This window comes from Blastococcus sp. CT_GayMR20, from assembly GCF_004570345.1.
Genome location: NZ_SPQM01000014.1, coordinates 23,520 through 45,713, shown reverse-complemented (window position 1 = coordinate 45,713; position 22,194 = coordinate 23,520). Strand labels below are relative to the sequence as shown.

Below are 22,194 nucleotides of genomic sequence, written 5' to 3'. Positions count from 1 at the left end.
AAGGCATCCTGTGAGGCTGTCGTGGGGATGGGGGACGGCAGCCGGAACGTGCACTCCGCCGGGCCGCTCGGGACGCGTAGCGGGCGATCCTCATGACGCCACGGGCTGTCGCTCCGCAACCTCGGCGAGGAAGGTCTCGTGGTCACGGATGTAGTCGTCGGCGTCGTAGGGGTCCGACGCGAGCACCAGGAGCACGGCGTCCGACGAATACCGGTACTGCGTGCCCCAGATCATCGGCGCCATGTGCAGACCGATCTCGGGCCGGTCGAGCACGAACTCCTGCCGTTCGTTGCCGTCGTCGACGACCGCGTTGACGCTTCCCTGCACGCAGACGAGGAGCTGATGGCAGCGCCGGTGGGCGTGTGCGCCCCGCACGTCCGTGGAGGGGACGCCGAACACGGTGAAGAATCGACGGGGGACGAACGGCAGCTCCCCGTCGAAGTTGGCGGCGACCAAGCTTCCGCGCAGGTCGTCCGCGCGGGTCATCCGGAGCGCCGTGACGCCCGGTACGCGGCTGACCGGCAGCCCCTGGGCCCCGCCGACCTCGACCTCGGGCTCGCCGCGGTCGGCGTCGATGTAGCCGACGATGCGAGCCGGATTGCCCACCACGATCGCGTTCGGTGGAACGTCCTTCGTCACGACGGCACCGGCGCCGACCATGGCCTGCCGGCCGATGGTGAGCCCGGGAAGTATCGTCGCGTTGGCGCCGATCGATGCGCCGACCCCCACGACGGTCTGTCCGAACGACTCCGGATAGGCCCTGCTGCGGGGGAAGGGATCGTTGGTGAAGGTGGCGTTCGGACCGACGAAGACATCGTCGGCCAGACGGACGCCGTCCCAGAGCTGGACCCCGCACTTGATCGTCACCCGGTCACCGACCACGACGTCGTTCTCGATGAACACGTTGTCGCAGACGTTGCAGTCGGCCCCGATCCGGGCGCCGGGAAGCACGTGCGCGAAGGCCCAGATCCTGGTGCCTTCGCCGATGTCGGAACTCTCGCAGAGGCCCTTGTCGTGGACGAAGTGGTTCACCGGGACATCTCCTGTGCTCGGGCGGGGGGCGTGGCGGAGGCGAAGATCAGGCGGCCGCCGAGGAAGCTCAGCGGTGCGGTGACGGCGACGGTGGCGAGGGCCAGCACGAGCGAGGACCACCGGTGCGTCGAGTCGAGCGCATGCACGACGGCGAGACCCACGCCGTACACCGCGAGGTACCAGGCGACGAAAGCGGCCATCCGCGACCACGAGCGGTCGGCTGAGAACACGTACCGGTTAGTCATCACCGTGGTGAACACGAGTCCCGCGGCGTAGACGATCGAGTACGCGAGCGACGGGTCGATCACCCGGGCGAGCACGGCCAGCAGGACGACCGTGACCGCGGTGTTCAGACCTCCGACGAGGAGGAAGCGAAGGGCCTGGCGGAGGTTGTCAGACCTCGACACGATCCCGCGCCTCGAACTGATCACGTGCCTCGGGGATCAGCGGGAGGACCGGAGCTGCCCCCGCCCGGCCGGGCCGCACCGCCGCGAAGCGCTCGTGGGACATCGACACCGCGCCCGGCCGGCCCTTGCTGTTCTCGTAGGTCCGCCAGACGTAGGAACCGACGACGCCCAGGCCGAACAGCAGCGTGAACGTGGAGAGAAGCACCACGAGCATGAGGGGCGTGTACCCGGCTTCGTCGATCAGGCCGGACATCCGGGCCACGACAAGGAACGCACCCGCGAGGACGGTGAGCACCGCTCCCACGGCGCCGATCATCGTGAGAAGCATGACCGGCACGTCGGTGAACGAGAAGACGCTGTCCAGGAAGTAGCGCATCTTGCGCTTGAGGGACCAGCCGCTCTTCCCCTCACCGCGCGGCGCACGGAGGTAGGGCACCTCGACCCGACGGAAGCCGAGCCAGTAGAGAAGCCCGACCAGGCTCGAGTGGGACTCGTCGAGCGCGACCAGCTGGTTGGCCACCTGGCGGGTGCAGCCGAAGATGTCCACGCCCCCTGCCGGCATCTCGCGGTGCACACTGCGGCGGTACATCGCCCAGAACGCTCGCGACAGGAACATGGTGGTCCGCGGGTCGTCCCGCCCGGCCCGGGTGCCGACGGCGACGTCGTACTCCCCCGTGGCGAGCAGCTGGAAGAACTCCTCGACCAGTTCCACCGGCTCTTGGAGGTCGGCGGCCATCGCGGCGACGAAGTCGCCCTCGGCGGCGGCGAAACCGGTGCGGATCGCGGCGAAGGAGCCGAAGTTCCGCGAGTGGGCGACGAGCTGGGCGTTCAGCGTGGCGGTCTCGAGGAGCCTGCGGAGGACGAGGAGCGAGCCGTCCGGTGAGCCGTCGACGACGAAGACGGCCTCCAGCGGGCCGTCGAGCCGGGTTGCCAGCTGCTCGAGACGGTCGACGAGCGCCGGGAGGGTGGCCTCGTTCCCGTACACCGGGACCACGACCGAGTAGCGGATCGCACTCATGTCACAGCTCCCGCAGCGCCGCGCAGACGCGGTCGATCTCGTCGGTGGTCAGTTCGGGGAAGCACGGCAGGCTGAGGATCTGACCGGACCGCTCCTCGGTCACCGGGAGCGACGCCCCGGCGTAGTCGGCCACGAAGGGCTGCTGCCAGTGGTCCGGGATGGGGTAGTGCACGTCGGTCTGGACGCCGGCCGCCGCCAGTGCTGCGCGCGCCGCCTCGCGGTCCTCTGCGACCAGGACGGCGAGGTGGGCGACGTGGTCGTGCCCCTCAGCCGGCAGGACGCGCACGCTGGTCCCCTCCGCTGCAGCCGCGTAGCGCGCGATCACCGAGCGGCGGGTCTCGTTCCACGAGTCGAGGTGGCCCAGCTGCACCCGCAGGAGAGCTGCCTGCATCTCGTCCAGGCGACTGTTCCGGCCGCCGTCCTCGCCGACCTCGTACTTCGCCGTCCAGCCGTACATGCGCAGCCGACGGGCGCGCTCCGCAACGTCCGCGCGGGAGGTCGTGACGGCACCGCCGTCACCGAACGCCCCGAGGTTCTTGGTCGGGTAGAAGCTGAACGCCGCGACGTCGCCGAGGCTGCCGGCACGCGCGCCTGGTGCGCCTGCACCGGCGGCCTGCGCGCAGTCCTCCAGCAGGGCGATGCCGCGGGCGCGAAGGACCTCACGGATGCCTGCGATGTCGGCCAGCCGGCCGTAGAGGTGGGTCACGACGACGACGGAGACGTCGTCGTCGAGCACCGACGCGACACTGTCGGCCGTCAGCAGCAGCGTGTCCGGGTCGACGTCGGCGTACCGGGGCCGCAGTCCCGCGCGACGGATGGCGGTCGAGCTGTACATGCCGGCGTTGGCAGCCGTCACGACGAGCGAGCCGGGCGCCGGGTCGAGCGACCTCAGCGCGATCTCGAGAGCGTCGGTGCCGTTGGCCACCCCGACGCAGTCCGCGGATCCGACGTAGGCGGCGAACTCCCGCTCGAAAGCCTGGTGCTCCGGCCCCTGGACGTACCAACCGCTGCTCAGGACGCGAGCGGCCGCAGCCTGCAACTGATCACCAAGAGCGTCGAAGCCGCGCTTGAGATCATTGAGCGGGACCGTTGGCCGGGACCGCTTGAGCGCGTTCAGCCGGGTCTCCGGGCGGCGGATTGCCGTGCTGACGCCTTCGCGTTCCAGGGCCTTCGTCATGCATCCTCCCGTGTCGATGAGCCACGAAAAGAAGTGACTGAGCGTAATAACGCGAGCACGTCCGGTGGCAATCGACACGATACCGGCGCCCCTCGGAACACGCCCGGCATGCGCAATGAGCTATGTCCAGACCACCGCTCGAGTCACACGGGTCACACCGAGAAAGGCAGTTCGCTTGCGCACCCGGCAACCATCGGGCCACCGGAGAGACGGAACCGTTCGTCCTCCGTGCGCACAACCCTACCCAAAGTGACGATCCGGTATCCCGCAGGAGAAGCGCTGGACGGCCCGTCAGTGCGTGACGATGGAGCCGCCCCCGGGGGCGGCCAAGAAGGTCGTGAGGATCTGCTGGGCGGCCAGCGCCGGCGTCAGCTCGCCCGCCAGCACCGCTTTCTCCAGCTCCGGGACGGCGGACCGCACGCCCGGGTGCAACCGCAGCTGGTGCTCCAGCGAGTCGCGGACCAGCTGCCACGTCCAACGCACCTGCTGGGTCCGGCGCCGCTCCTCGAACTCCCCGGACGCCTTCATCCGGTCCTGGTGCTCGACGAGCTTCGCCCAGACCGTGTCGAGCCCCTCGCCGGTGAGCCCAGCGCAGGTCAGGACCGGCACGTCCCAGCCACCCTCGGTGTGCCCGCGCAGCATGCGGATCGCCCCGGCCAGCTCGCGCGCCGCCTTGCGCGCGTCCGGCGCCCCCGGCCCGTCGGCCTTGTTCACCGCGATGACGTCGGCGATCTCGAGGATGCCCCGCTTGATGCCCTGCAGCTGGTCGCCGGTGCGGGCCAGGGTCAGGAAGAGGAACGAGTCGACCATCTCGGCGACGGTGACCTCCGACTGCCCGACGCCGACCGTCTCGACCAGGACGACGTCGTAGCCGGCCGCCTCGACGACGACCATCGACTCCCGCGTGGCCTGCGCGACCCCACCGAGGGTCCCGGATGTCGGCGAGGGACGGATGAACGCGTTCGCGTCGACGGCCAGCCGCGCCATCCGGGTCTTGTCCCCGAGGATCGACCCGCCCGACCGCGCCGACGATGGATCCACGGCGAGCACCGCCACCTGCGACCCGCCCGCGGTGAGGTCGACGCCGAGCTGGTCGATGAAGGTCGACTTCCCCACCCCGGGGACGCCGCTGATCCCGACCCGGCGCGCTCCCCCGGCGTGCGGCAGCAGCTCGACCAGCAGCTCCTGCGCCCGCTCGCGGTGGTCGGGCCGACGGGACTCGACCAGCGTGATCGCCCGGGCGACCGCCCGCCGGTCCCCGGCGAGCACCCCTTCCGCGAGGTCGGACGATCGCATCAGTGACCGAGGCGCTCGGCCAGCTGACGCAGCAGGTCCTGCGCCGCCTCGGCGATGACCGTCCCCGGCAGGAACACCGCCGCGGCGCCCATCTCCTTCAGCGTCGGGACGTCGTCCGGCGGGATGACGCCGCCGACCACGATCATGACGTCGTCGGCCCCGAGGTCGGCGAGCGCCTCCTTCAGCGCCGGCACCAGCGTCAGGTGGCCCGCGGCCAGCGAGGAGACCCCGACGACGTGCACGTCGGCCTCCACCGCCTGCCGGGCGACCTCCTCGGGCGTCTGGAACAGCGGGCCCACGTCGACGTCGAAGCCGAGGTCGGCGAACGCGGTCGCGATGACCTTCTGGCCGCGGTCGTGGCCGTCCTGCCCCATCTTGGCGACGAGGATCCGGGGGCGGCGGCCCTCGGCCTCCTCGAACGCCTCGGCCATGCGGCGGGTCTCGTCCAAGGGCGCGGAGCTCCCTGCCTCGTCGCGGTACACGCCGGAGATGGTGCGCACCTGGCCGGAATGCCGTCCGTAGACCTCCTCCAGCGCGTCGGAGATCTCGCCCACCGTCGCCTTGGCGCGGGCTGCGTCGACGGCGAGCTTGAGCAGGTTCGAGTCGAGGTCGTTCCCCCGCCGTCCCTCGGCCGCGGCGCGGGCCGCCTCGGTGAGCCGGCGCAGCGCGTCGGTCACCGCACCCGCGTCACGGGAGGACCGCAGCTCTTCGAGCTTCGCCTTCTGCTGGGCGAGAACGTCGGCGTTGTCCACGCGCAGCACCTCGATGGCCTCGTCGGCCTGGACCCGGTACTTGTTCACGCCGATGACCGGCTGCCGGCCGGAGTCGATGCGGGCCTGCGTGCGGGCCGCGGCCTCCTCGATGCGCAGCTTCGGGATGCCGTCGTCGATCGCCTGGGCCATGCCGCCGTGCTCGGCGACCTCCTCGATGTGTGCCCAGGCGCGGCGGGCCAGGTCGTAGGTCAGCTTCTCGACGTAGGCGGACCCGCCCCACGGGTCGATGACCCGCGTGGTCCCGGACTCCTGCTGGAGCAGCAGCTGGGTGTTGCGCGCGATCCGGGCGGAGAAGTCGGTCGGCAGGGCCAGGGCCTCGTCGAGGGCGTTCGTGTGCAGCGACTGCGTGTGCCCCTGGGTGGCGGCCATCGCCTCCAGGCAGGTGCGCACGACGTTGTTGTAGACGTCCTGCGCGGTCAGCGACCAGCCCGACGTCTGCGAGTGGGTGCGCAGGGACATCGATTTCGGGTTCCGCGCGCCGGCCTCCTTCACCAGCTTCGCCCAGAGCAGCCGCCCTGCGCGGAGCTTGGCGACCTCCATGAAGAAGTTCATGCCGATCGCCCAGAAGAACGACAGCCGGGGCGCGAAGGCGTCGACCTCCATGCCCGCCGCCTGGCCGGCCTTCAGGTACTCGACGCCGTCGGCGAGGGTGTAGGCCAGCTCCAGGTCGGCCGTCGCCCCGGCCTCCTGGATGTGGTAGCCGGAGATCGAGATGGAGTTGAAGCGCGACATCTCCTGCGAGGTGAACGCGAAGATGTCGCTGATGATCTGCATCGAGGGCTTGGGCGGATAGATGTAGGTGTTCCGCACCATGAACTCTTTGAGGATGTCGTTCTGGATGGTCCCGGTCAGCTGATCGGGCTTCACCCCCTGCTCCTCGGCCGCGACGATGTAGAGCGCCAGCACCGGCAGGACGGCGCCGTTCATCGTCATCGAGACGCTCATCCGGTCCAGCGGGATGCCGTCGAAGAGCTGCCGCATGTCCAGGATCGAGTCGATGGCGACGCCCGCCATGCCGACGTCACCCACCACGCGCGGGTGGTCGGAGTCGTAGCCGCGGTGGGTCGGCAGGTCGAAGGCGACCGAGAGACCCTTCTGCCCGGCGGCGAGGTTGCGCCGGTAGAACGCGTTGGACTCCGTCGCGGTGGAGAAGCCGGCGTACTGCCGGACCGTCCACGGCTGGGTCGCGTACATCGTCGGGTAGGGACCGCGGAGGTACGGCGCGATTCCCGGATAGGTGTCGAGGAAGTCCAGCCCGGTCAGGTCCGCCGGCGTGAACAGCGGCGGGACGGCGATGCCCTCGGGCGTCTCCCAGGTCGCCTCCTCGACGCCGCGGCCGGTCGTCTCCTTGAACGCCTTGGCCCAGTCGTCGTCAGTCGTCCGCGCCGCCGGGCGGCCCAGCTCCAGCGAGCCGAAGTCGGGGATCTGGCTCATGCCTTGCCTCCCAGCTCGTCGTGGGCACTGCGCAGTGCCGCGAGTGCGTCGCATCCGGCGTACACGTAGCCGTCCACGCCGTCGACCGCCAGGTCCGGCTTGCCGGCCAGCCAGACCTGCGTCGCACCGGCGGCCCTCAGCCCGGCGGCCAGCCCGGCCGCAGTGTCGGCGTAGTCCTTGTCGGTGCCGCAGATGCACGCCACCGTCGTCCCCGCGTCGGCGAAGCCGTCCACACCGTTCCCGGACGGCGTCTCGAGGCCGCCGGCCTGGAACAGGTTGCCGGCGAACGAGGCACGGGCCGTGTGCTTCGCGATCGGCCCGATGGTCGCGAGGTAGACCTTCGGGCGCTCCGGGGCGGCGTCGGCCGCGTCGCGCAGCTCCTCGAACTCCTGGGCCGCGCGCACGCGGGGCAGGCCACCGGAGGGCGGTGACCAGGCCAGCGGTTCGCGCGACGGCAACTTCTCCGCGAGGTTCGGGAACTCGCTGACGCCGGTGATGGCGTCCTTCCGGGTGGCGATCCGCTTCGCGCGTTCGTCCCAGGCCGCGCCGATCCGGTCCCGGACGAGGCCGGAGTCGAGTGCGGCGACCAGCCCGCCGGCCCGCTCGATCTCGGTGAACCAGTCCCAGGCCGCCTGCGCGATCTCGTCGGTCAGCGACTCGACGTACCAGGAGCCACCGGCGGGATCGAGGACGCGCGCAAGGTGCCCCTCCTCGACCAGCAGGCTCTGGGTGTTGCGCGCGATCCGGCGGGAGAACGAGTCGGGCAGGCCCAGCTCGGCGTCGAAGGGCTGCACGGTCACGACGTCGGCACCGCCCACCCCGGCGGCGAAGCAGGCCACCGTCGTCCGCAGCAGGTTGACCCACGGGTCGCGCTTGGTCGTCATGACCGAGGAGGTGACGGCGTGCTGGCGCTGGGCGCGCAGCTCGGGCGATGCGCCGCTGGCCTCCCCCACCCGGTCCCAGAGCCGGCGGGCGGCACGCAGCCCCGCGATGGTCGTGAACTGGTCGGCGCTCGCGCTGTAGCGGAACTCCAGCTGCCCGAGCGCCTCCTCCACCGACAGCCCGCCCTCGGTGAGCGCGCGCAGGTAGGCGACGCCGGCCGCCAGCGAGCAGCCCAGCTCCTCGACCACCGACGCGCCGGCGTCGGCGAAGACGGTGGCGTCCACGACGACCGTCCGCAGGCCGTCGTGGGCGGCCGCCCGGCGGGCCACGTCGGCGAGGCCGGAGAGATCCTGCGGCTCGCCGGAGGCCGCCTGCAGACCGAGCGGGTCGAGGCCCAGGGAGCTCCCCGGCGCCAGGTCCGTGCGGCCCTCGACGAGGGACAGGAACGCCTCGGCGGCCGGGAGTCCGCCCTGCAGGGTCACCGGCGCGAGGTCGAGCAGGACGTCGGACAGCGCGTCGCCCAGGGAATCGACGGGGACGGCGCCCTCGCCGAGCACCAGCCACAGCGAGGTGACGCCGTTCTCCAGGTCGGCGGCGATCGCCTCCTTGGTGACGGCGACGTCCGGGTGCGCATGGCGCTGGCGGACGTCCCAGCCGCCCGGAACGGCCGGCTCGGCACCGGCCCGGGAGCCGCGCACGAACGGGGCGAGCCCGGGGACGCCGACCGCCGCCGGCAGGTCGGCGGCGTCCTCGGCGGTGTAGAGCGGTGCGACGCGGACGCCGGTGGCCACCGTGTTCGTCAGCGCCTCCTCGACGGGGTCGGGGAGGTCCTCGCGGCCGGCCTTGCGGAGCACCCCCGCGACGAGCTCGCGCCACTGGTCGCGCGTGGCCTGCTCGAACTCCGCAGCGAGCGACAGGTCCTCGGGGACCTCGTGCTCGGCCGGCACCTCGGCATCGGCGTGGGCCGGTGCGTCAGCCCGCTGGTCGGTGGAACTCATCGTCGGGTTCCCGCTTCTCGTCGACTGATCGTCTCGATGCAGTGTCCCCAGGCGCCGGTCGCCGCGTGCGGGCGGGTGGTGCTGCGCCTCCCGCGTCGGTGACCGCGTCGGCCTCGAGGGCGTGCAGCGCGGTGCGGGCCATGAGCCGGATCCCGACCCCGATCGCCCGCTCGTCCACGTCGAAGGTGCCGCGATGCAGGTCGAGCGGTGGACCGCCGCCGTGCGTACCCAGCCGGGCCAGGGCGATCGGCACCACCTCGGCGAACCAGCCGAAGTCCTCGCCACCCATGCTCTGCGGCGTCACGATGACGTGGTCACTGCCCACCGTGCTCAGCGCGGCCGCCCGCATGAGTGCGACCGCGCGGGGATCGTTGACCACGGGGGGCAGTCCGCGCACGTAGTCGACCTCGCACCCGGCGCCGGTGGTCGCCGCCACGCGTGCCACGAGGGAGCGCATGAGGTCCTCGGCGTTCTTCCAGGCGTCCCGGTCGAGCACCCGGACGGTGCCCCGCACCGTGCCGCGCTGCGGGATGGCGTTCGCCGCGACACCGGCGCTGACCGCACCCCAGACCAGCGACATCCCCGAGCGCGGGTCGACCTGGCGGGAGAGCAGGCCGGGGAGATCGGTGATCAGCCTGCCGAGGGCATCGACGAGGTCGACGGTCAGCTGCGGGCGGGCGGTGTGCCCGCCGGGACCGGTGAGCGTGATGTCCACGCGGTCGCAGGCCGCGGTGATGGCGCCCGTGCGCAGGCCGATGGTGCCGACCGGGACCTGGGGATCGCAGTGCAGCGCGAAGGCCCGGGAGGCGCCGTCCAGGATCCCGGCGGCGACCACCTCGGTCGCGCCCCCCGGGATGACCTCCTCCGCCGGCTGGAACACGATCCGGACGGTTCCCGGCAGCCCGTCGAGCGCGGCCAGCGCGTGGCCGACACCGAGCGCGATGGTGGTGTGGACGTCGTGCCCGCACGCGTGGCAGAGGCCGTCCTTGGTCGAGGCGTAGGGCACGTCCTTCGCGTCGGCGAGCGGGAGGGCGTCGATGTCGGCGCGCAGCACCACGATCGGCCCACCGGTCCCCACGTCGCACACGAGGCCGGTGCCGGTCGGCAGCCGCCGCGGCTTGAGCCCGACCTCGCGCAGCCGCCCCTCCAGGTAGGACGTCGTCTCGTACTCGGCGAACGCGAGCTCCGGGTGCGCGTGCAGGTGCCGCCGGGTGGCGACGAGGTGCTCCTCGTTCCTGGCCACCCAGTCGTCGACCGCGGCGCCCAGCTTCTCGACGACGGGGGTCATGCCGCGTGCCCACCTGCGCAGTCCGCCGGACCCGGCACGGGACCTGACCACGCACCGCCCGGCCCGCCGGACGGCAGGCCGTCCCGCATCTCGACGAGGAGGCTGTCCACGACCGGCCTCAGGTCACCGCCCGACGCGGCGGCCACCGCGCGCTGGCGCTGGTAAGAGGCCCCGACGGCCAGGACGCGCTCGACGTCGGCCAGCTCGGCCTCACAGCCGAGCCGCTTCGCCGTCGGGGTGAGGTCCTCGACGAGGTCCAGGATCGCCTGCCGCACCGGCCGGACGGTGCCCTTCTCGTCGACGACGATGTCGGCGCCCAGGCCGTAGCGCGCGGCCCGCCACTTGTTCTCGCGCAGCACCCAGCTGACCGGGGTGGGCAGCGTGTACCCCCGGTCGAGCTGGCTGTCGAACTGCTCGACCAGGCACTGGCTGAGCGCGGCGACGGCACCGATCTCGTCGAGGGTCGGCAGCCCGTCGCAGATCCGCAGCTCGACGGTGCCGAAGCCCGGGTGCGGGCGGATGTCCCACCACACCTCGCGGACGCTCTGGATGGCGTTCGTCGAGATCAGCGTCTCCATGTAGCTCTCGAACTCGTCCCAGCCCGAGAGCTGGTAGGGCAGGCCGGCCGTCGGCATGCTCTCGAAGACCTTGGTCCGGGACGACGCGAGGCCCGTGTCGCAGCCCACCCAGAACGGCGAGGACGCCGAGAGCGCGAGGAAGTGCGGGACGTACTGGCACAGGGCGTTGACGACCGGGATGGCCTTCTCCGGCGCGCGGACGCCGACGTGCACGTGCACGCCGAAGATCTGCAGCCGCCGGGCCAGCCACTGCATGCGCTCGACCAGCTGGAGGTAGCGCTCCTTCGGCGAGATGAGCTGGGTCTGCCAGTCGGTCATCGGGTGGGTGCCGGCGCACATGAGCCCGAGGCCGTGCCGGTCGGCGGCCGCGGAGACCTCGGCCAGGGTGCCGGCGAGGTCGGCCTTCGCCTCCTCCACCGTCGTGCAGATGCCGGTGATGATCTCGATCGTCGACTGCAGGAGCTCGTGCTTGGCCTTGGGGTGCTCGTCGAGGCCCTCGGGGCGGATCTCCTCGAGGATCTCGACGGCACCTGCCGAGAGCTGCCGGGTCTCGCGGTCGACGAGCTGCAGCTCCCACTCCACGCCGAGACTGGCGCGCTCCGAGGACTGGAAGGGAATCTGCACGTCGGAAGTCTAGGTTCGATCAACCCGCTGCACCGGACGGCGGAGCAAGATCACTCCCGCCGGTGACGCCTCCCGGCGGCTGTATCCCCGCATCGCCGCCCCATCTCCTCCAGGCATCGGCAACCGCCGAAGGCCCCGGGCGGAGGCAACCGCTACCGGGGCACATTCCCCGAGGCTCCCTCGACCACCCGCCCTGCGCCGGAGGCGCAGCCCGGACGGCCCGGTTCCTCTCGCTTGGAGGTACGGCTCATGTCCACTCGTCTGTCCCAGCACTCCGGCCGTACGGCCGCCCTCACCCTCGCCGCCGGCGTCGTCTTCGCCGGCATGGTCGGAGGCGTCGCCGCCGCCGACCCCCCCGCGCTGAACCGGGACCAGTGCGGCGCCACGATCGCCGCTGCCGGCGTCTGGCCCGGCACCGTCAGCATCGATGGGGACGAGTACCGGCTCGTCTCCGACAGCTTCACCAGCTACCTGTCCCAGCGGGGCGGTTGCGCCGCGGATCTCGCCACTCGCTGACGAGGCGGGCGGGCCTCGCCCGGACCACGACCGGTCCGGGCGCGGCCGCAACCGGACCACAGCCGGACGGGGTCCGGACCGCAACCGGTGCGCGGTGCGCTGGCGACGTCGCCGGGACCATCCCGGCACCGTTCCCAGGAGACACCGGTCATGTCCCGTTCCCCGTTCAGCCGTCGCACCGCCGTCCTCGCCGCTCTGGCCCCGATCATCACCGCCGCATTCATCGCCACCGCCGCTCCGGCCGGCGCCGTCCTGACCGAAGGCGAGCCGGATTCCGCCAGCTGTCTGCGGATCCGCACCATTCCTGGCGCAGGAGCAGCCGGGAGCACCCTCTTCGTCTCCCACGGGTACGCCGCCGTCCTGGTGCCCCGGGCGGAGTGCTGACGTCGGCTCGTCCCAGCCGCCGCCCCCTGCCGCCCGGCCGGGGGCGGCAGCGGGCGGTCTACCCGAGGTCGCTGCAGGTCGCCCGGTACTCCCGCCCCGCCAGGTACCGCTCCCACTCGGCGCGGGTCAGATCCCGGCTGACGATCGCACAGGCCGTCTCCAGCCAGACGGCAGGATCCATCGGGTACCGGAGCGCCGCGTGCTGGTCGTTCATCACGACGATCGCGTCGTCCGGGTCCGGCACGACGTGCGTGTGGCCGGCTTCGCCGCCGGGAGACGCGGGCAGCCCACCGGCGCGCAGGAGCAGCCGCTCGGGGTCGAACACCGAGACGGTCCCGTCCGCTGCGGTGACGACGACGGTGCGGTCGTCCGGCAGCCACTCGACCTGCAGGAGGGGCAGGTCGCTGATCAGCACCGGCTCGCGCGCCCGCCAGGTCCGGGTGTCGATGATGTGCAGGCCCCCTCGGAAACCCGCACCCGCGAGCAGGTGGCCGTCCGAGGAGAACGACATGTGCACCAACCGGTCGTGCAGACCGAGCGTCACCGTGTCGAGCAGATCGAGGGTCTCGGCGTCCAGGATGTGCACCTCGTTGCCGTTGAGGGTAGACACGGCGAGCCACCGGCCGTCCCGGTCCATGTCGACGTCCTCCGGGAAGACGTCGAGGGGGACCCGCTCCACCTCGGTCCAGGTCGCTGTGTCGTAGACGACGATGTCGCCGCTGGGAAGTTCGTCCTCAGTGCCCGCGGGCGCGTCGCGTTCCACGCCGAGCAGCAATCGCGCGCCGTCCAGCGACCACGCGGCGCTCCACACGGCGACCGGCAACAAGCCTGCGCCGTCCGGGTCATCGGGTCCGTCGGGCGCCATCTCGATGACCTCGACCACCTCGCGGGTGCGCGCGTCGATCACGGTGGCGGCGGAGGCCGACGTCACGACGACCCATCGCCGGTCCGGGCTGACCGCCACGGACGCGCCGAGGGAGGACCACGCCACCGTCTCGCCCACCTGGATCTCGTCGACCACCCCACCGGTCCGCGGGTCGAGGAACGTCGCGGCGACGCCGACCGTGGTCGGGCCGGGCTCGAGGAAGAAGTTGGAGCTGTTCGGGCCCAGCGGACGCGTCGCTGCGACCACCAGCCGCCCCGGCTCGATGACCTCCGGCGGATTGGCCCCCCAGCGCCCCGGAATACCTGGCTGCGGCTCTCCGAACCCGCCGTCCGGTCGGAGGTCCCAGACGATCGCGGTGTCGCGGGACAGCGTGACCAGTCGGCTGCTGTCCGGAGTCGCCTCGGCCTGGAAGGCGCCGATGCCGTGGCGGGGCAGGGACTGGCCCTGCGACCACAGTCCGATCGCCCAATCGACATCCCACAGCACGATCTCGCCCGCGGTGTCGACGGTCGCGGCCCACGTCCCGTCGGGGGCGAGAACCACGTCGTTGACGAGCTCGTCGTGCGCCTCGAGTTGCTGCGTCACGCGGCCCGATCTGTCGTAGATCGTCACGGCACCGTCCGCCCACAGCTGGGCCGCACCGGACGCGAGTGCGCGGTAATCGTCGATCCAGACGTCCCGGGCGGAGAGCGCCAGCGGCACCTGGTTCCCGGACGCGCGGTCGACCAGCAGGACCTCGTCGCCGCCGGTTCCGATCAGAGCGGTCTCGTTGCCGGGAGAGAACCGGGCGAAGACCTCGTCCACGGCACCCGACGAGCCTGCGATGCCCGTGTCGCGGCGGGTGCCGTCGTCGGGGTCGACCTGGACGAGGCGCCAGGTCGATCTGCCGTCCGCGTCGCTCGGTGCGGCGACGATGACGTCGACCAGCCGACCGTCCCCGGTGAAGGAGGCGTCGAGCAGCGCACCGCCGAACTCGTCGCCGCTCAACTCCAGTCGGACGCGCCCGTCCGCGTCGATCACGCGGAGCCACGTGCTTTCCCCCTGCACGCCGCCCACCATGGCCGCCACCGCGCCGGTGGGCGAGACGTCGAGGCCTCCCCCGGCCAGGAAGTTGTCGGCCGGCAGGTGCAGATCGCGCGGGAGCTGGGCCGAGTCGATGTCCCAGGCGTGCAGTCCTTGCGCACCGGCGATGAAGAGGGTCTGCCCGCCGTTGCCGAGCGCGGCGTTCCGCAGCCCCCCGGGAAAGGGCACCGCGCGAACCGCCCGCCGCTGCCCGGCGAGTGCGGCGAGCAGTCCGTCCTGCGACTCCGGGGTGTCTGCGAGCCGGAATCCCTGCGCCGCCAGCAGGAACCTCAGATCCAGCGTGTCGACCGTCGTCGACATGGCGGCCAGCCGGTTGGCATCCGCGACGAGCGACTCCCGGTCCGCGAGCTCTGAGGAACGCTCCGCCGATCGCTGCGCGGCCACGGCCAGCCCGGTCGCGACGAGGGCGACGACGAGCACCATGGCCAACCCGGAGGCCAGGCGGCGGGTGCGCCGACGGGCGGTCACCTCGCGGTGCAGGCGGTCGCGCGCGTCGGTCAGCTCGGCGTCGGACCGTTCTTTGGAGGCGGTGAGGAACCGCTGCTCCACCGGAGCGAGCTCCCCGTCGGCCCCGGCGGCCCAGTCGAGCGCCGCACCCAGGCGCGCGCCGCGGTAGAGCTCGTCCTGCGGCTCGCCGCCGCGCTCCCACTCGCGGGCCGCGGGAACGAGGTGCCGGCGCACCGCCCGGCCGGCCGCGTCATCTTCGAGCCAACGGGCCAGCCGCGGCCACGCGGACAGCAGGGATTCGTGGACGACATCCAGCACGTCGCCGTCGACCGAGAGCAGCCGCCGGCCGACGAACGCGTCGACCACCGCCCGGCGACCAGCACCGTCGAGATCCAGCTCGGTCAGGGGCAGCGGCCGGCGGACGAGCGCGCCGCCGTCGTCGGCGTCGGCCAGTCGCAGGAACAGCCGGCGCGCCGACTCCTGGCTCTTCCCGTCCAGTCCGGTGAAGGCCGCCTCCGCCGAGCGGGCGAGCGCGCCGGAGACGCCGCCGGCCTCCAGGTAGCCGGCGAGGGTCAACTGCCCCCCACGCCGCCGCTCCCACGTACCGACGAGGGCGGTGGAGAGAAGGGGCAGGGCTGCGGGCCGTCCCCCGATGTCGGACAGCACGGCATCCACGAGTTCGGCGTCCGCGGTCAGGCCGACGGCCGCCGCCGGCCCCTCGACGACCTCGCGCAGTTCCCCATCGGTGAGCGGTGGGACGAGCACCATCGCGGAGCCGAGTCGTTCGACGAATCCCGCGTGCTCGGCCAGGCGGCCGACGTGGTCACCGCGCACCACCGCGACGCACCGGACGACGACCCGGTCGTCGAGCAGGCAAAGCAGCGCGTCGAGGAACGCAGTCCGGTCGGCCTGGGACGCTCCCGGTGCCCACAGCTCCTCGAACTGGTCGCAGACCAGGAGCACCGGCGGGCGGCCGCTCCGGCCTCCGGTCAGCTCCGCCAGCGTGTCGAGCGGCCTGCGTCCTGGGGTCACGAGGACGGCCCGCCAGCGCTCGCTGCCGGGGAGCGCGCCGGCCGACAGCGCGGGGACGAGCCCGGCCCGGATCAGCGAGGACTTGCCGGCACCGCTCGCACCCGAGACGACGACGAGTGGCGCGTCGACCAGCCGGGCTACGAGTTGGGTGACGACGCGGTCGCGGCCGTGGAAGAGCGAGGCGTCGGCGGCCTGGTACGCCGCCAGGCCCTTGTAGGGGCAGACCGCGACGGCGGGAGGAGGCCGGGGTCGGGGCACGTCGAGGGCCGGGTCCTGCGCGAGGACCGCTGCCTCGACCGCACGCAGTCGTGGCCCGGGATCGACGCCCAGTTCCTCGGCCAGCACGTTGCGCGCTCGGGCGACGGCCGCGAGCGCGTCGCCTTGCCGACCGCAGCGGTAGAGCGCGAGGGCCAGCAGGCGCCACCACTCCTCCTGGAGCGGGTCGTCGGTCAGCACGCGCTCGGCGTCCGCGACGACCTCCGCGTCCTCGCCGAGGGCGAGCCTCGCCTCCAGCAGGGTCGTCACCGCACCCGTGCGCACCTCGGTCAGGCGGCGCCGCTCCGCGTCGGCGAAGGACGCGTCCGGCCAGTCGCCATATGGCTCCCCCCGCCACAGGGCGAGCCCGGCCGACGCCAACCGCACCGCCTCGCCAGGATCGCCGGCACCCAGCCGGCCGCGCGCGCGGGCAGCCAGTTCCCCGACGAGCAGGGCATCGACGTCGGCGGCCGACGTCGTCAACGCGTAGCCGCTGCCGCGGCGGACGACGTAGTGGCCGGCCTCCCCCCGGGCGCGCTCCGGTTCGAGGGCGGTGCGCAGGTGCACGAGGTAGACCTGCAGCGACTTCTGGGCGCTCGCCGGACGGTCACCGTTCCAGAGCGTCTCTACGATGCGGTCAGTGCTGACGACGTCCGGGGAGCTGGCGGCCAGCACGGCGAGGAGCAGGCGTTCCTTGGCACCCGGCACCGTCACCGGCCGACCGTCGTCGGTCGACACCTCCAGCGGTCCGAGGACCGCAATCCGCATGCGACAACGCTAGACCCGCCGGAGGCAACGAGAACCTTCCTTCGTCATGGCTCCGAGACGGCCCTCGAGCGCCCTGCCCTCATGTGGTCAGGCAGCCGGGACGGGCGTTGTGCAGCGGCGGGACGGGCCCCGTTCCACAGCGCCTCCGTCAGGCGGTCGGTGCTGACCACTCCGGGCGACTCCCGCGTGAGCACCGCCAGGAGCAGACGTTCCTTCGCACCCGGCACCACGACGGGTGCGAGTTCATCGGTCAGGACCTCGAGCGGTCCGAGGACCGCGATCCGCATGGATCGACGCTAGCCCCCTTCCCCCCGCCGTACAGGGCCCTTCCGCGCGGCCGCGGCCCCTCCAACCGGATCACAACCGTTCGGGACCGGACCTCAACCGCTCCCCGGTGTGCTCGGAGCGTCGCCGGGGACCCCCGGTGCGACTCCCCGGAGGTAACCGGTCATGTTCAGCCCCCGCACATCGCTGCAGCGCACCACCATCCTCGTCGTGAGCGTCGCCACCGCGACCGCGCTGGCCTTGGCCGGCTCCGCCACGGCGTCCGCCCACCCCGGCGTCTTCGACTCCGAGACCTGTGCCGAGTCCCTCACCCGCGTCTGGAGCTGGCCCGGCTCCATCTCGGAGGAGCCGGGCGGCCACCTGATCTTCTCGGACGCCTACGAGAGTTACCTGCTCCGTCAGCCGCCCTGCAACGGGGAACCCACCGGCGCCGTCACCCCGCGCTACAACGAGGACCACATCGGCCACCAGCATCCACAGTGACCGCGCGGTCGTCGACCCCGGGAACTGACCACTCCCGGCCCGGTCCTGGCCCGTCGCAGCCTGCGGCGGGTCAGGGCAGGTCGGTGCAGGTGGGCGCGCGTTCCCGCTCCGGCAGGTAGCGCTCCCACTCGGCAGCCGTGAGGTCCCGACCGACGATCCCGCACGCCTCGTCCAGCCACACCGACGGGTCCAGCGGGTAGCGCCAGCCGGGGCGCTCACCGGAGAGGACGACGAGCTCGTCGGTCGCGTCCGGGACGAGGTGGGCGTAGCCCTGACCCGCCTGGCCGGACGTCGTCAGGGGCCGCGCCCGCACCATGCCGCGTTCGGCGTCGAAGAGCGAGACGGTCCCGTCGATGCCGGACGTCGCGACCGTTCGACCGTCGTCCAGCCACTCGACCTGCAGCACACCGGTGTCGTGCACCGCGGCCGGCCCCCATTCGGCGTCCCAGGTGGCGGTGTCGAAGACGTACAGCAAGCCGAACGAGCCGCCGGAGGCGAGCAGTCGCCCATCGCGTGAGAACGACAGGTCGCCACCACGGTCGTCCGCGGCCAGGGAGAGCTTCCTGTCCACCCTGAAGGTCTCCGCGTCCAGGAGCACGATCTCCGCCGCCGACGCGCTCGTGACAGCGAGCAGCCGGCCGTCGGGACTGGTCTCGATCGACTGCGCGGCACCCCCGTACTCGATCTGGTCGTCGTCGAACTCCCACGTCGCGGTGTCGACCGCCTCGAGATACCCGCGGGTCGGCTCCAGTGCGGTGCCCTCACTGGCACAGAGCAGCAGGGTCGAGCCGTCCGGTGTCCACCCGGCGCACCACACGAACGTGGGCGGCAGCTCCTGCGCGTCCTGGTCGGCGACGGCGTTGGCCGGCAGCTCGAGCTCCGCAACCACCTCCCGGGTGCGGGTGTCGAGCACGGTCGTCCCCAACCCCCAGGTGACCGCGACCATGCTGCCGTCCGGGCTCACCGCCACGGAGGAGCCGAAGGCGGTGTCCGGCACGGTGTCACCGACGACGACCTCATCCACCACCTTCCCGTTCTCGGGATCGAGGAACGCGGCGGCGACGCTGACGGTGTCCGGGCCGGGACCCGTGCCGGCCTCGTCCCGACTGCCGCCGGGCCTGGTCGGTGCGACCAGCAGGCCGAGTGGCTCGACCAGTTGTGGACGGTTGGAGATCCATCGCTCACCGAGGCCCGGGTAGGACTCGCCCAGCCCGCCGTCGGCGGTCATGTCCCAGCTGATGACGGTGCGATCCCGGGACATCGTGACGAGCCGCCGTCCGGCGGGGTCGATGGATGCCTCGACGACGTCGCCCTCGTGGCCGGTCAGGGCGTCCCGCTGGAGCCAGCTGCCAGTCTCCGGGTGAATGTCCCAGATGACGACCGCCGCCGCGTCGCCGACGGTCACCGCCCAGGTCCCGTCCGGTGCGACGACGACGTCCCGAACCGGTTCTCGGTGCGCGGCGAGCTGCTGGACCGGCGCCCCACCGCCGTCGTAGCGCGTGACCGCGCCGTCCTCCCAGATCTGCGCGGCGCCGGACGGGATCGCCCGGACGTCCAGGCTCGCGACGGAGCGTCGCTCCGGTCGAGCCGCGGCCGTGCGTCCACCGGTCAGGTCGATCAGCACCGGCGCGGCGGTTCCGCCGGTGTCCCACAGCACCGCCGAGCTGCCGTCGTCCGTGAAATGACCGGACAGCGCGTCGACCGGCGCCGGGAGGTATCCCCCGATGCCGGTGTCCCGCACCGTTCCGTCCGCTGCGTCGATGTCGGTGAGGCTCCACCGCGAGGCGAACTGCGGGTCGGCCTCGTCGGTGAGTGCCACGAGCAGATGGATCCGGCGACCGTCCGCGCTGAACGCGCCACCCACCGGGAACCCGCCGACGGCCGCTCCTTCCAGGATCAGCCGGGTCGACCCGTCCGGGTCGATCGTGCGCACCCACTCGAACGCGTCGTCGTCCGGGCCTCCGTTGTGGTCCCACCCCGCGGCCAGCAGCACGTCCTGCGTCGGCGAGGGTGCGGTCACCCGCCACCCGAGTTCCGTCAACTCCTCGGTGCCGTCCACGACGACCGGCGGCGCGCTCCCCGGATCGGTCCGCCCGGACATGAGCTGGTCGCCGGCGTAGAAGAACAGGCCCTGGCCGCGGGCGGCGAGGTGCAACGCGAACGGGTCGCCCTCGAACGCGACCACGCGCTCCGCCCGCCGGTGCTCGGTCAGGGCGGCGAGCAACCCGTCCTGGGTCTCCGGCGTGCTCGCGAGACGCACCGCCTGGGCGGCGAGCAGGAGCGAGACGTCCGGCCGTCCCGCGGTGGTCGACAGGGCGGCCAGCCGATTGGCGTCGGCGACCAATGAGGCCTGCTGGGCATTCCCCTGGGCACGGACCGCCAGCCCGGTGGCGACGAGCGCGACGACGAGCACGGAGGCCAGTCCCGCGGCCAGTCGCCGCGTGCGGTGCCGGGCCGCCGCCTCGCGATCGGCGCGGTCCCGGGCCTCCGTGAGGTCTGCCTCGGCGCGGGCCCGCGACGCGTCGAGGAACTGCTGCTCCTGCGGGGTCGGGGCCCCGTCGGCGCTCGCGGCCCAGTCCAGTGCTGCGGCGAGACGCGCTCCGCGGTACAGCTCACCCGGCGCGCGCCCGCCCTCCACCCATTCGCGGGCCGCGGGAGCCAGGTTCCGGCGCACCACCCGACCCGCAGCGTCGTCCTCGAGCCATCGCGCCAGCCGGGGCCACGCCGTCAGCAGCGCCTCGTGCGTGACCTGGAGCCGCTCCCCGTCCACCGCGAGAAGCCGGCGTCCGACGAAGACCTCCACCACCTCACGCCGCGCCGATCCGTCACCCCCGTCCAGCCCGAGCTCGCCCAGCGGAACCGAGCGACGGACGAGTGCCCCTGCGTCGTCGACGTCGGCCAGGCGCACCAACAGCCGGCGAGCCAGCTCCTGACCCGCCGCGTCCAGCGCCGTGTACGCACCTTCGGCGGACCGCGTCAGTGCGCCCGCGACACCCCCGGCCTCCAGGTAGCCGGCCAGGGTGAGGAGGTTCCCGCGGCGGCGCTCCCAGGTGCCGACGAGCGCCGTCGACAGCAGGGGCAGGGCCCCTACCTCACCCAGGACGTCGGCCACGACCGCGTCGAGCAGTTCGGGGGCGACGTCCAGCCCGACGGAGTGGGCAGGGTCCCGCACGATCGCGCGCAGCTCCGGGGCGGTCAGTGCGGGGACGAGGACGATCGCGGCTCCGAGCCGCTGGGTGAATGCGGTGTGCTCGGCGATCCGTCCGACATGGTCACCGCGGACGACGGCGACGCAGCGGACGACGATCCCGTCGTCGATCAGGCCGAGGACGGCGTCGAGGAAGGCGGCCCGCTCGGCGGGGTCCACCGCGGGCGACCACAGCTCCTCGAACTGGTCGCAGACCAGCAGGACCGGACCGGCGGGCGGCGACTCCCCGGTCAGCTCGGCGAGCACGTCGACCGGATGCTGGCCCGGCGTGACGATCACCGGCAGCCATGCTCCGCTGCCCGGGAGCGCCCCGCGGGCGAGGGCCGGGACGAGGCCGGCCCGGACGACGGAGGACTTGCCGGCCCCGCTCGGTCCGGAGACCACGACCACCGAAGCGTCGACGATCCGGGCCACCAGCGCAGCTACCAGTCGCCGCCGGCCGTGGAAGAGGGGTGCGTCATCCACCTGGTAGGCGGCCAGCCCCTTGAAGGGGCAGGCTCCCGCGAGGACCGGCAACGGCTCCGACAGCTCAGGCTCCGACTCGAGGGCCGGGTCCTGCGCGAGAATGGCGGCTTCGGCCTGCCGCAGCCCTGGGCCGGGCTCCGTCCCGAGTTCCTCGGCCAGCAGCGCCCGAACGCGCCGTCCGGCGGCGAGTGCGTCGGCCTGCCGGCCGGCACGGTAGAGCGCCAGCATGAGCAGCCGCCACCAGTCCTCCCGCAGGGGTTCTGCGGTGACCAGTGCCTCGAGCTCGGGCAGGACGTCGGCGTGCCGGCCCAGCTCCAGCCGCGCCTCCAGGAGTCCGGCTACCGCGCCGGCGTGGATGCCGTCGAGCCGCTGCCGCTCGGTCTCGGCGAAGGTCGCCTCGGGCCAGTCGGCGTACGGCTCCCCGCGCCACAGGTCGACGGCGGCGCACAGCTGCCGTTCGGCCTCCCCGGGGTCACCCGAGGCGAGCCGGGCGCGGCCGCGGGCGGCGAGATCGGCGATGTGGAGCGCGTCGATGGAGCTGCGGTCGACCGTCAAGGCGTAGCCCGTGCCGCGCCGCACCACATAGCGCCCCGTCGAGCCCTTGGGGCGCTCCGGCTCCAGCGAGCTGCGCAACCGGACGACGTGGGCCTGCAACGACTTCCGGGCCGAGGCGGGCGGGGCGCCGTCCCAGAGGGTCTCGACGAGGGAGCCGGTGCTCACCACACCGGGCGCACGTGCCGTGAGTGCGGCCAGGAGCAGGCGTTCCTTCGCCCCTGGCACGGCCACGGGGGCGAGGTCGTCGGCCTGGACCTCCAGCGGTCCGAGGACCGCGATGCGCATGGCGCGACGGTAGGCCCGTTCCGTCCCCGGAAGAG

15 protein-coding genes are annotated in these 22,194 nt (G+C 72.8%); 3 read left to right on the top strand and 12 right to left on the bottom strand.

Translation table 11 applies throughout. The features are described 5' to 3' along the window. Positions 1 to 90: 90 nt before the first annotated feature. The 9 genes from E4P40_RS29305 to E4P40_RS05875 all read right to left on the bottom strand — a co-directional run bounded on the left by E4P40_RS29305 (position 91) and on the right by E4P40_RS05875 (position 11,507). Positions 91 to 1,032: a WxcM-like domain-containing protein gene (locus tag E4P40_RS29305; RefSeq protein ID WP_135157973.1), complete on the bottom strand. Its 942-nt coding sequence runs from the start codon at positions 1,030 to 1,032 to the stop codon at positions 91 to 93. Beyond that, a complete protein-coding gene (locus tag E4P40_RS05910; RefSeq protein ID WP_167762122.1) occupies positions 1,029 to 1,439 on the bottom strand; it encodes a GtrA family protein in 411 nt (136 codons plus the stop codon). Before E4P40_RS05910 ends, E4P40_RS29305 begins: the two co-directional genes overlap by 4 nt. Beyond that, positions 1,426 to 2,457, bottom strand: coding sequence for a glycosyltransferase family 2 protein (locus E4P40_RS05905; RefSeq protein WP_209305206.1), 1,032 nt, complete (start codon positions 2,455 to 2,457; stop codon positions 1,426 to 1,428). The genes E4P40_RS05910 and E4P40_RS05905 overlap by 14 nt, the downstream gene beginning before the upstream one ends. Position 2,458: 1 nt before the next feature. After that, a complete protein-coding gene (locus E4P40_RS05900; RefSeq protein ID WP_135157971.1) occupies positions 2,459 to 3,634 on the bottom strand; it encodes a DegT/DnrJ/EryC1/StrS family aminotransferase in 1,176 nt (391 codons plus the stop codon). Positions 3,635 to 3,925: 291 nt separating this feature from the next. Beyond that, positions 3,926 to 4,930: a methylmalonyl Co-A mutase-associated GTPase MeaB gene (gene meaB, locus E4P40_RS05895; RefSeq protein WP_135157970.1), complete on the bottom strand. Its 1,005-nt coding sequence runs from the start codon at positions 4,928 to 4,930 to the stop codon at positions 3,926 to 3,928. Beyond that, on the bottom strand, positions 4,930 to 7,137 hold the full coding sequence (scpA, locus tag E4P40_RS05890; RefSeq protein WP_135157969.1) for a methylmalonyl-CoA mutase: 2,208 nt from the start codon (positions 7,135 to 7,137) through the stop codon (positions 4,930 to 4,932). Before scpA ends, meaB begins: the two co-directional genes overlap by 1 nt. Further along, positions 7,134 to 9,017 (bottom strand): methylmalonyl-CoA mutase subunit beta, encoded by a 1,884-nt coding sequence (locus E4P40_RS05885; RefSeq protein WP_135157968.1) that lies wholly within the window; start codon positions 9,015 to 9,017, stop codon positions 7,134 to 7,136. Before E4P40_RS05885 ends, scpA begins: the two co-directional genes overlap by 4 nt. Then, on the bottom strand, positions 8,992 to 10,305 hold the full coding sequence (locus E4P40_RS05880; protein ID WP_135157967.1) for an amidohydrolase: 1,314 nt from the start codon (positions 10,303 to 10,305) through the stop codon (positions 8,992 to 8,994). Before E4P40_RS05880 ends, E4P40_RS05885 begins: the two co-directional genes overlap by 26 nt. Further along, positions 10,302 to 11,507 (bottom strand): glutamate--cysteine ligase, encoded by a 1,206-nt coding sequence (locus E4P40_RS05875; RefSeq protein ID WP_135157966.1) that lies wholly within the window; start codon positions 11,505 to 11,507, stop codon positions 10,302 to 10,304. The genes E4P40_RS05880 and E4P40_RS05875 overlap by 4 nt, the downstream gene beginning before the upstream one ends. A gap of 249 nt (positions 11,508 to 11,756) precedes the next feature. On the opposite strand from E4P40_RS05875, the gene E4P40_RS05870 reads away from it, so the two are divergent. Both E4P40_RS05870 and E4P40_RS05865 read left to right on the top strand, forming a co-directional pair. After that, complete coding sequence (locus E4P40_RS05870; RefSeq protein WP_135157965.1) at positions 11,757 to 12,023, top strand: hypothetical protein; 267 nt, start codon at positions 11,757 to 11,759, stop codon at positions 12,021 to 12,023. Positions 12,024 to 12,173: 150 nt separating this feature from the next. Beyond that, positions 12,174 to 12,407 (top strand): hypothetical protein, encoded by a 234-nt coding sequence (locus E4P40_RS05865; protein WP_135157964.1) that lies wholly within the window; start codon positions 12,174 to 12,176, stop codon positions 12,405 to 12,407. Between the two features lie 58 nt (positions 12,408 to 12,465). Here the strand turns inward: E4P40_RS05865 and E4P40_RS05860 are convergent, their stop codons facing one another. After that, on the bottom strand, positions 12,466 to 16,878 hold the full coding sequence (locus E4P40_RS05860; protein ID WP_135157963.1) for a BTAD domain-containing putative transcriptional regulator: 4,413 nt from the start codon (positions 16,876 to 16,878) through the stop codon (positions 12,466 to 12,468). Positions 16,879 to 16,922: 44 nt separating this feature from the next. Further along, positions 16,923 to 17,165: a hypothetical protein gene (locus E4P40_RS05855; protein ID WP_135157962.1), complete on the bottom strand. Its 243-nt coding sequence runs from the start codon at positions 17,163 to 17,165 to the stop codon at positions 16,923 to 16,925. Between the two features lie 163 nt (positions 17,166 to 17,328). Between E4P40_RS05855 and E4P40_RS05850 the strand changes: the two genes are divergently transcribed. Beyond that, complete coding sequence (locus E4P40_RS05850) at positions 17,329 to 17,646, top strand: hypothetical protein (protein WP_135157961.1); 318 nt, start codon at positions 17,329 to 17,331, stop codon at positions 17,644 to 17,646. A gap of 70 nt (positions 17,647 to 17,716) precedes the next feature. Here the strand turns inward: E4P40_RS05850 and E4P40_RS05845 are convergent, their stop codons facing one another. Then, entirely contained in the window at positions 17,717 to 22,159 is a 4,443-nt protein-coding gene (locus E4P40_RS05845) for a BTAD domain-containing putative transcriptional regulator (RefSeq protein WP_135157960.1), read from the bottom strand. Between the last annotated feature and the right edge of the window lie 35 nt (positions 22,160 to 22,194).